This window comes from Mesorhizobium sp. M7A.F.Ca.US.002.01.1.1 (assembly GCF_004022955.1).
Classification (GTDB): domain Bacteria; phylum Pseudomonadota; class Alphaproteobacteria; order Rhizobiales; family Rhizobiaceae; genus Mesorhizobium; species Mesorhizobium ciceri.
In genome coordinates this window covers 1-9,038 of the sequence record NZ_RZQE01000229.1, presented here as the reverse complement: position 1 = coordinate 9,038, position 9,038 = coordinate 1, and the positions used below count along the sequence as shown (strand labels likewise).

Sequence of the window (9,038 nt, the reverse complement as noted above, 5' to 3'; positions counted from 1 at the left end):
CCGTAATGCACATCGGGCAAACCCTCAAAGCGTGTCGCAAGCGCAGCGTGCGAGACGCGCTTGCCCTCGAAGCGCGTTCCCCAAGGCTCGACGCCCCTTGGCATCTCCAGAACGCAGTCGTCGGCAAAGAACGCCATAATGCGACCGAGGTCGTGCGCGTTGAAGGCCTCGCACAGCTCCGTCAATGTGGCTCGAATGTCCATTCGCGAGGCTCCTCGAATTTCGAAGTAGGTCACTGGCGGCAGATCCGGTCAAGTGTCCAGCCAGACACCCTGGCTATGACCGGGATGGAGCGCGGCTTCCGCCACTCACCCCTTCTTAGCGAACGCCCAGACCATCAGCGGGTATTCCTCATCATTACGGAGATCCCGCCACAGGCCATAGGCGCGGACCGGGCCGCCGATATGGGCCCTCGCGCAGGCCTTGTTGCCCCAGCCGTGGACCTTGACGTTGACTTCCGCGAAGCCGCCCTCGACCATCAGCTGCTTGAGGCCGGCGGGCGTCCACCGGTTGTAGTCGTGCGGCCTAGCGTGGACGCGAAACAGGAAGGGTGTCGCCACCATCGCCCAACCGCCCGGTCGGGTCATGGCGTGGATGTTTTCCACCGCCGCCTGCGGCCGGCGCACATGCTCCAGCACCTGGTCGGCGATGACGATGGAATATTGCTCGTCGGTGCGGTCCCTGCAGATGTCGAAGGCGGGGAAATCGACCGAGCGGTAATTGGGGCACATCGCCCGCCAATAGCGGTTCCAGCCGGGCGAAATCTCGATCACGTCGGCAGCCTTGCGGTTGCCGGCTTCGAGAAAGAGCGTGAATGCCTCGATCTGGCGGATGCGCAGCCAGTTGCGGGAATCGTAGCCAAGCAGCCGCTTGGCTGCCTGTTTGCCACGACTCTTCAGGGTGCCGGCAAGGCTATCAGTCATAACGACCTCCAGAACCCCGCCGTCCTTGCTGGTAGCACTATGTTATGGGCAAAAGATGACAACGCAGCGCCGCCGCCGGCGGCGCGATCAGAAAAAATGTACGACCAGGGCTATTTCCCTACAACGGAACCGTTCCCATTGCCCACTTAGGACAACGGATGGGCAGACTACCCTCTGCTTAATAATCGCCGTTATAGTACCTGTCGTCGCACGGCGCCGTGTAGATGCGGCCGCGGCGGTCCTGGTAGCGGCACATTTGTTCGCCGCGCCGTTGCGGCGTAGTGGCCGAGCCGACGACGGCGCCGAGCAGGGCGCCGCCGGCAGCGCCGATGAGCGTGCTTTCGGTGTTGCCGCCGATGGCCTGACCGACGAGGGCGCCGCCGGCGCCGCCGATCAGAGCGCCAGTTCCGGCCCGCTGCTGGCCTTCGGTCTGCGCGCACCCCGCCAGTGCTGCGGTCATCAGCACGGTGGCTATGGCTTTGCGAAAATTCATCTGACGTCTCCCTTGAATGCATGAAATCCCTATGGCTCGTCCCGTGCGGCCGCAATGCGGCGGAACGGGGGCACGAGCCCTCACGATAAAAGACATGGTTTCTCGGGTATTGATAGGAGTCTGCCTGCTATTTTCCGCGCTTCTCGGTTTATGGCAACAAGTCTCATTCGATACAAAGTGTCGATCAATGTGTAACGGGATTGTAGCCTCATACCGCTAGGATTGCCGGTCCAAGCGGACGTTCAATCTGCCTTTCAGGCACTGAATGATGGAACAGGCGCACACGGTCCGTCGACCTGCTGAGAACGCACAACGCGTGCGCGCAGCTCAATACGTGCGAATGTCCACTGACCACCAGAGCTACTCGATTGACAATCAGAAGGATGCAATCCGTGAATTCGCGGATGCGATGAATTACGACATCGTGGCCACATACGAGGACGCGGGTCGCAGCGGCTTGAATCTTGAAGGTCGCGCCGGCCTGCAAAGGCTGTTGGCGGATGTCGAAACGAAGAACGCAGATTTCGAAATCGTCATCGTCTACGACGTGAGCCGCTGGGGGCGATTCCCGGACCCCGATGAGAGTGCGTCGTACGAGTATCGGTGTCGCGTTGCCGGAGTGCGAATTGAATATTGTGGCGAACAGTTTGCAAACGATGGCAGCATCGGATCAGACCTGCTCAAGGCGATAAAGCGCACGATGGCGGCCGAGCACAGTCGGGTGTTGTCGGTCAAGGTGTTTGCCGGCCAGTCCAGGCTCATTCGAATGGGATACCGGCAGGGAGGGTCGTCCGGCCTGGGCCTGAGGCGCCGGCTCATCGACCAGCATGGGCGCACAAAGATCATGCTCGCTCTCAAAGAGTACAAGAGCCTCCAGACGGACCGGGTTATCCTCGTGCCTGGACCACCTGATGAAATTGCGACGGTGCGCTGGATCTATAATGAATACGTGAAGGCTGGTCGGACCGAGCTTCAGATTGCGCGGTCGTTGAATGCCAAGGGAGTGGTCACCGATCTCAACCGATCGTGGAAACGCGAATCCATTCACCAGATACTCAGCAACGAGAAGTATGTGGGCAACAACGTCTGGAACCGGCAGTCCTTCAAGCTCAAGCAAAGGAAGGTGACCAATGGTCCTGCCCAATTGGTGCGCGCCGATGGCGTTTTTGAACCCATTGTAGAGCGTAAACTTTTCGAACGGGCTCAGGCCATAGCCGACGCCCGCTCATCTAAGATGAGCAACGATCAGATGTTGGTTGTGCTCGCCCAACTTCTGAAGAGGCGCGGTACCCTTTCAGGCCCGATGATTGACGCGGCGGCTGACTGTCCGCCAAGCAGCCGCTATAGGAAAAAATTCGGCAGTCTGCTGCGGGCCTACAAGCTCGTTGGATACGATCCGTCTCAGAACTATCGATTTCTTGATATCAGAAGGCGGCTTCGTGAGATCTTCGCAGAAGTCGTGCATACGACAATCGCGACCATCGAGCGGGCGGGCGGAACTGCGGTGCGTCAGAGTGCTCTCGGCGTGCTTCGCGTCAACGATGAATTCACCGTAGCCATTGCGATGGGTCGCTGTCGCAACACGCCATACGGCTATCCTCATTGGGTGGCCTCTGCGCAACGGGGTCCCGCTGCGGACGTGAAAGTGGCCATCCGCATGAGCCCGGATAACCAGACGATCCTCGACTATCTGATTGCGCCAGCAAATGAGATTGGCGGGAAGCCCTTAAACTGCGCCTTGAACAAAAGGCTGGAATTCAACACTTTCTTCTACAAATCGCTGGATCCGCTGTTCGCCTTGGCCGAACGCGACGCCATCTCGGCCGCTCGCTGATGGTCACCGCCAACAGACCAATCTCGCTCCTGCGCCTTGACGCGATCAACATCACCAACCCGCGTGCGCGAGGCAAGAAATCCTTCCAGGACATTGTCGACAGCATCAAGAGCGTCGGCCTGAAGCGTCCCATCACGGTGACCACGAGGAATGTCGACGAAAGCGCTTTCACGCACGACCTGGTGTGCGGCCAGGGACGGATCGAGGCCTTCAGGTTGCTTGGCCAGACCGAGATTCCGGCGTTTGTGATAGAGGCAACTGACGCCGAGGCGCTGCTCAAAGGCTTGGTGGAAAATTGTGCTCGCCGGTATCACACCGCTTATGACCTTCTTCGCGACATCGGCCGGCTGAAAGAAAGCAACTATTCGGACGCCGACATCGCAGAAAAGATCGGTCTTTCGACCGAATATGTCAGAGGAGTTTCACGCCTCCTGTCGCAAGGCGAGCAGCGCCTTCTGCGGGCCGTCGACTCCGGCCAGATCCCGCTGTCGGTAGCAGTCGATATTTCCAGCGCAGACGAGCCCGGGATCCAGGCTGTTCTTCAGCTTGCCTATCAAAAGAACCAGCTGCGTGGTCATAAGCTTGTGATAGCGCGCCGCCTCATTGAGAACCGCCGCAGGCGGGGAAAAGGCCTGGGAACGTTCCTGCCAGAGCGCACGAAAAATCCTTCAGCGTCAGCGTTGATCAAGGCTTTCAAAGCGGACACGGACAGGAAACGCATTCTGGTCCGGAAAGCGGATGCGACGCGAAACCGCCTGCTGTTTGTAACACACGCCTTGCGGCAGCTGTTGGCAGAAGATGCATTCCAGGACCTTCTTGCGGCGGAAGGACTGAACACCCTTCCACGAAACCTGGCGGCCAGGATCAGCAGGGTTGAGCCCGCATGACCATAGAGCATCCTACCCTTCCGGACGTAAAATCCGCTTTTGAGCGTGATACAATCCGCCTTCGGCTTGAAGACATCCAGCCGCTTCACCTGATCACCGAAAGCACCAAGGGAACCCCAAAATACCAACAGGTCAGGTCGTCCGTTCGCGAGATCGGACTGGTGGAACTGCCCGTAGTCGCAAGGGACAAGGACACGCCTGGAAAGTACCTCTCGGTCGACGGACACATGCGCATTGAGATCTTGCGGGAGATGGGCATCACTGAGGTTGATTGTTTGATCGCCAACGATGACGAGGCGTTCACCTACAACAAACGGGTAAGCCGGCTCGCGACGATCCAGGAACACTTCATGATCCTGAAGGCCATCGACAGCGGCGTCCCCGAAGAGACCATCGCGAGAACCCTAAATGTCAACATCGGCCAAATCAGGCTCAAAAAGCATCTGCTAAAAGGGATATGCCCGGAAGCGATCGACATGCTCAAGGACCGCTTCGTTCCGACCAACACGTTTATCGAACTGCGAAAGCTGGCAGCCGTGCGTCAGATCGAGGCGGCGCAACTGATGATCGCCATGAACAAGTTCTCCATCAACTACGCAAAGTCGCTGGTCGGCGCGACCGCGCCCTCACAGCTTGCCAATACGTCGCAGCCGAAAAAGCTAGCCGGACTGAGCGATGCTCAGATCGCATTGATGGAGAACGAATCAACCAAACTCGATAAGGAATACCAGCTTGTCGAGGAGAGCTACGGATCCGACCACCTGGATCTGGTGGTGGCCAGGGGGTATGTCGGCCGGTTGCTGGAGAACGCGCGTGTCGTTCGATATCTCGCGCAGAATTTCCCGGAGATTCTCTCGGAATTTCAGAAGATGGCCGTTGCTGGCTGAACCACCTGTCTAGCTAGTTTCTGCGAAGAGGCATTCCCGCCGATACGGTCGGCAATCGGCCGATGAGCACTCCTTGCCGCTTATTTGCGAAAAAAGATTTTGATAGCCACCTTAACTCGGCGCGCCCTGATTACGGCCGCGCCAATCGACGGCAACTGCTTGCCGCCTGCGCGGCCGTTTCAATCGAGGATGCCGGCCTTTCGCAGATATCCCAGGAGTCTGGTAGGGGCATCGTTGTAGCTGATAGATGACTGCTCGGCCATGCTCAGCGAGCACCAGGCCGCTATTTCGGTAACCAAGGCCTCGCCTCCATCGATGGGCGCCGAAACAAGGTGTCCGTCATTGCCCATAGCGATTGCAACGGTGCCGTCCGCACCGTATCCGATCGCCGCAATTCTTTGAAATCGCCGGTCGCCATCGACACGGACGTCGAACAGTACCGAGCCGGCAGTCTTTTCTGCCGCGTCTTCCACCCGTTCGGAAAACGGGCGATTCATGCAGCCTAGATTTGACAGCGACTGTTCAAACAAGACGAGTTCAACGTACTGCGCATTCATGATGCGACTATGGGCGCGCGGGAGCAGCCGGCAATCCTGCCGTGGCCATTTCACACAGGAAACCCGAGTTGGGCGGGCAATCGAATTTGACACAGGGGCATTGTCCTGACTGCCGAAAGCGGACCTTCTTTCCCGAACGTCGCTATTTCGAGTTGAAGGTTGCAGCGGCATGAGAGGGATCAGACGCTGGCCAAGCGTAAGGGTCTCGAACTGGACCTGCGCGAGGAGCTGCAAACGCCTGGCCAAATCCGGGTGCATTATCAGTCGCTTTACGCCGCCGACACCAACAGTATGACGGGCGTCGAAGCCCTCGCGCGCTGGTCGGACGCAGAGCGCGGTTGGGTCGCCCCTGACTTGTTCGTACCATTGGCAGAGGAAACGGGGCTCATCGAAGTTCTAGGCGAGCTGGTTCTGCGCCAGGCCTGCCTTGACGCGGTGCATTGGCCGATCGAGACCCTGGCAGTGAACGTATCGGGGTTGCAGCTGAACAATCCGAGCTTTGCCATGAAAGTGACGAGCATCTTGTTGGAAACGCAAATGGATCCACGGCGGCTCGAGCTGGAGGTTACGGAAAGCACGCTCTCCCAGCGCCCCACCGAATGCCAGCAGAACATGGCAGCGTTGCGCAGTGTCGGGGTGCGCTTTGCGCTTGACGATTTCGGTACGGGATTTTCCTCATTGGGCCGACTGCAGAGCCTGGAAGTGGACAGGATCAAGATCGACCGAAGCTTCGTGCAGGGCTTTGGCGGCTCGAACGGTGACGAGGCCATCGTTCAGGCGATTATCGACCTGGCTCGCGCGACTGGCCTCAGCACCACAGCGGAAGGGGTCGAGACCGAGAGCCAGTGCAATTATCTGCGCAAGCTCGGCTGCGACCAGCTACAAGGCTTTTTGCTTTCAAGACCGGTGCCAAAAGAGGACCTTCAGGAACTCCTCGACGGCGGATCAAGGCGGGCGACCGCATGAAAATGCGTCTATGTGATTCCCGACGGTCGACGATGCCGCACGCGGATGCAAGCAGCGAATCTTGGCGGCCTGGGACAAGGTGCGTCGACACTCCCCTGGCCAGTGACGCCTGACGATCTGTGTCACCCGCTTCGGGCCAGAGCGATTGATGCGGCTGCGCATGACGCTGGGCTCAACTCTCAACCTCAGCGCACATCGGGCTCTAGGTCGAAAATGGTAGGTCGAGATCAACTCGCGCGACGGCGTAAGCGTCAAGCGAGATGAATTGGTCATCCAGCGGTCTTGCGGTACTTTCCATGAAGTTGGGATCGGTTGCCGCCCGTTCGAACTGCTCGGCGCCAAGAAGAGCTATACGGGCACTGCTCGGCGCATCCGGAAGTTTCACAGATTGCGCCTTGGAGGTGAGGTTGGCGACCCACAGTGTCACGCGCCAATCTTTTTCAGCTGCGATCGTCGCAATGGCGTCAGCGCCGGAAGTTCCTACGGACAGCAGGGTGGCTCCGCCGAGCCTTGAGAGACCCGCCATGACATGGAAAGCGGGATAGACCGTTCGGCCGTCCTGCTGGTCATACCATGGCTGGACGAAATCAGCCTTCCTGTGGATATGGCCAAAGGGGCCGGTGAAGTCCCCTACCGCGACGGCCTCGACCCCTTCGCGAGCGCAGGCCGCGAAATAGCCGAGCGTCCATGCCGCATTGAACAGCCCGCGCTGCCGCGGATCGATGCGGCTCAGACATATGCGGGCGTTCGCTTTGTTCGGCGCGGTGCCCTTTCCGTAGGGGTTCTCGCGGCAGCCGAGCTGACTGGGACCTATGCGCAGCGGCACGCGGTCGCCCGTGAAAGCATGTGCCGAGCGTATCTGATGAGGGATAGCCTGAAGCGTTTCCATCACCGAAATATCATCCGCCGCGTGCACGCTTGGACAGGTGGTGAAGGTCACGTAGTCGAGCGCTTCGGCTGGCGGACGCTTGCGATTGAGTTCGGTGAAGTAAGCGGCCATGCCTCCGCCCAGCCCGATCCCCGGGAAAGCCCGGCGAGCGGCGGAGTAGCATTCGTGGAAGCTGGGCATGACCGGCCGCGGTGCTCCCGGCTGAACGGATTTCATGTCCTGCGCCGGAAAGACGGAGACAGCTTCCAGTTTGAGGCCGATTGTATGGACCGCATCAGCGACGGGCGCCAATTCGCCGAATGGGTCGAGCGTGCCCTTGGTGATGATCTCGAGGACCACGCCTGCGCCGGTCAGCCGTGCAAGCGCGGCGTAGCTTTCGAGTTCATCTTGGCCGTGTCCGAATCGGAGATCGACTTGGCAGACCATCCACTGCGGAGCCATTCGTCGTAGAAGCTCGGGGGATTCAAGCGCGTGCCTTGCCTCGTCGCCAGCAACGCCGACGCCAACGCGAGGCACTTGGCCGACGGGTCTGCCGATCGTCAGGTTGATGAGTGGATTGCGGTTTTCAGACGCCCCGGCACGAAGCGTTCCTGACACGTGAAGCCGGACGACCTGGGTGAATTTCTGGCGCTTGGGCAGTCGGTAAGGCCACGGGCGACGCAGAGGGCGGACATAGGTTTTATAGGAAGCGTCAGACCAATTGCGTTGATCCTCCATCTCGAAGGCATCACCGTCCATGGTGCATGTGGCCCAGATCCCAGGCGCGATCTCATGCGACAACGCCCGGATATCGGTGAACGGACATTTAGGGTCGATGTGGTCCGGAAAGAGCGATAGCTCATCTTGACCATCCTCATGCAGCACCTTTACCGGCTTGCCCGCCAAGGCTTCGATCGGATGAAGGACGATGAAGCCGGTCCGATTCGTCAAAAGGTCAGTCTCGGGCTCTGCCTCGGCCGCAAAAGCCAGCGCACCATCACTACTGCCCGAGATCCGTACCTGATAAACCAGGCGACCGGATGTTGCGGAACATGTTGCACGGTATGCGACGCTGAACACATCCAGCCCTTCATCGATGTGGAGATCATCGAGAACGGCTGTAGCGGTTCCCCAATTTTCGTCCCGCACAAGGAACGAGATTCCGCGCAGGATCTCAATTCCGTCAAGGCGGATGTAGCGTAACGCCCCATTGTCGAAGTCGACCGACAACGGTCCCGCGCGAAGTGTGCGCAAGGGTGGCTCGACCTGTTCGGTTCCACACAAGCGGATGGCTCGAGATGCTGCCAAGGTCAAATTGCTTGCTCCGTCGCAGCGTCAAAAATCGACGCCCGGTTCATGTTGATGTCGATCGGCAGTCTCTCGCCGGGACGGCTGACGTCGTGCGCCTGAAGCTCCGCCACCACTGGCGCGCCGGCAAGGCGGAAGGTCGCATAGCTGCGCGAGCCAGTCGGCTGCAGCAGGTCGATGGTTGCATCATAGCGCAGCGTGCCCGGCTCGGGGGTAGCAGCGTGCGCGCGTGTCAGATGTTCCGGGCGCAGCCCGAGCAGCACCGACTGCCCATCTATAGCGCCATTTAGAGTCCGCCCGGGGGCGATCGGCAGC

Annotated in this window: 10 protein-coding genes; 4 read left to right on the top strand and 6 right to left on the bottom strand. The window is 59.5% G+C overall.

The genetic code is table 11. The features are described from left to right. The 3 genes from EN932_RS21035 to EN932_RS21025 all read right to left on the bottom strand — a co-directional run. On the bottom strand, positions 1 to 203 hold a 203-nt coding region (locus EN932_RS21035), incomplete at its 3' end, for a nuclear transport factor 2 family protein (RefSeq protein WP_164890556.1). Between the two features lie 105 nt (positions 204 to 308). Continuing rightward, positions 309 to 923 carry a methyltransferase domain-containing protein gene (locus EN932_RS21030; RefSeq protein ID WP_127413106.1) on the bottom strand — a complete coding sequence of 205 codons (615 nt, stop codon included), beginning with the start codon at positions 921 to 923 and terminating at the stop codon, positions 309 to 311. Positions 924 to 1,101: 178 nt separating this feature from the next. Beyond that, positions 1,102 to 1,416, bottom strand: a complete 315-nt coding sequence (locus tag EN932_RS21025) for a YMGG-like glycine zipper-containing protein (protein WP_127368942.1) — start codon at positions 1,414 to 1,416, stop codon at positions 1,102 to 1,104. Between the two features lie 268 nt (positions 1,417 to 1,684). On the opposite strand from EN932_RS21025, the gene EN932_RS21020 reads away from it, so the two are divergent. The 3 genes from EN932_RS21020 to EN932_RS21010 are packed head-to-tail and all read left to right on the top strand — an operon-like array spanning position 1,685 to position 5,024. Beyond that, positions 1,685 to 3,250 (top strand): recombinase family protein, encoded by a 1,566-nt coding sequence (locus EN932_RS21020; RefSeq protein ID WP_245475850.1) that lies wholly within the window; start codon positions 1,685 to 1,687, stop codon positions 3,248 to 3,250. Continuing rightward, positions 3,250 to 4,137, top strand: coding sequence for a plasmid partitioning protein RepB C-terminal domain-containing protein (locus EN932_RS21015; protein ID WP_127388417.1), 888 nt, complete (start codon positions 3,250 to 3,252; stop codon positions 4,135 to 4,137). Before EN932_RS21020 ends, EN932_RS21015 begins: the two co-directional genes overlap by 1 nt. Next, entirely contained in the window at positions 4,134 to 5,024 is an 891-nt protein-coding gene (locus EN932_RS21010) for a plasmid partitioning protein RepB C-terminal domain-containing protein (RefSeq protein ID WP_127413107.1), read from the top strand. Before EN932_RS21015 ends, EN932_RS21010 begins: the two co-directional genes overlap by 4 nt. A 179-nt stretch (positions 5,025 to 5,203) precedes the next feature. On the opposite strand, the gene EN932_RS21005 is transcribed toward EN932_RS21010, so the two are convergent. Continuing rightward, the gene (locus EN932_RS21005; RefSeq protein WP_127369689.1) at positions 5,204 to 5,581 is read right to left on the bottom strand and encodes a hypothetical protein; all 378 of its coding nucleotides are present in this window, start codon (positions 5,579 to 5,581) and stop codon (positions 5,204 to 5,206) included. 159 nt (positions 5,582 to 5,740) lie between these two features. Between EN932_RS21005 and EN932_RS21000 the strand changes: the two genes are divergently transcribed. Then, on the top strand, positions 5,741 to 6,547 hold the full coding sequence (locus EN932_RS21000) for an EAL domain-containing protein (protein WP_245483305.1): 807 nt from the start codon (positions 5,741 to 5,743) through the stop codon (positions 6,545 to 6,547). A 202-nt stretch (positions 6,548 to 6,749) separates the two neighbouring features. On the opposite strand, the gene EN932_RS20995 is transcribed toward EN932_RS21000, so the two are convergent. After that, the gene (locus EN932_RS20995; RefSeq protein WP_245483304.1) at positions 6,750 to 8,645 is read right to left on the bottom strand and encodes a hypothetical protein; all 1,896 of its coding nucleotides are present in this window, start codon (positions 8,643 to 8,645) and stop codon (positions 6,750 to 6,752) included. An 80-nt stretch (positions 8,646 to 8,725) separates the two neighbouring features. Continuing rightward, positions 8,726 to 9,038: TOBE domain-containing protein (locus tag EN932_RS20990; RefSeq protein ID WP_128369034.1), on the bottom strand; the 313-nt coding region annotated here is incomplete at its 5' end.

Coding starts and splice junctions, on each gene's coding strand:
- EN932_RS21020 (WP_245475850.1), top strand. CDS start 1,685: ATGGAACAGGCGCACACGGTCCGTCGACCTGCTGAGAACGCACAACGC.
- EN932_RS21025 (WP_127368942.1), bottom strand. CDS start 1,416: ATGAATTTTCGCAAAGCCATAGCCACCGTGCTGATGACCGCAGCACTG.
- EN932_RS21030 (WP_127413106.1), bottom strand. CDS start 923: ATGACTGATAGCCTTGCCGGCACCCTGAAGAGTCGTGGCAAACAGGCA.
- EN932_RS21005 (WP_127369689.1), bottom strand. CDS start 5,581: ATGAATGCGCAGTACGTTGAACTCGTCTTGTTTGAACAGTCGCTGTCA.
- EN932_RS21010 (WP_127413107.1), top strand. CDS start 4,134: ATGACCATAGAGCATCCTACCCTTCCGGACGTAAAATCCGCTTTTGAG.
- EN932_RS21015 (WP_127388417.1), top strand. CDS start 3,250: ATGGTCACCGCCAACAGACCAATCTCGCTCCTGCGCCTTGACGCGATC.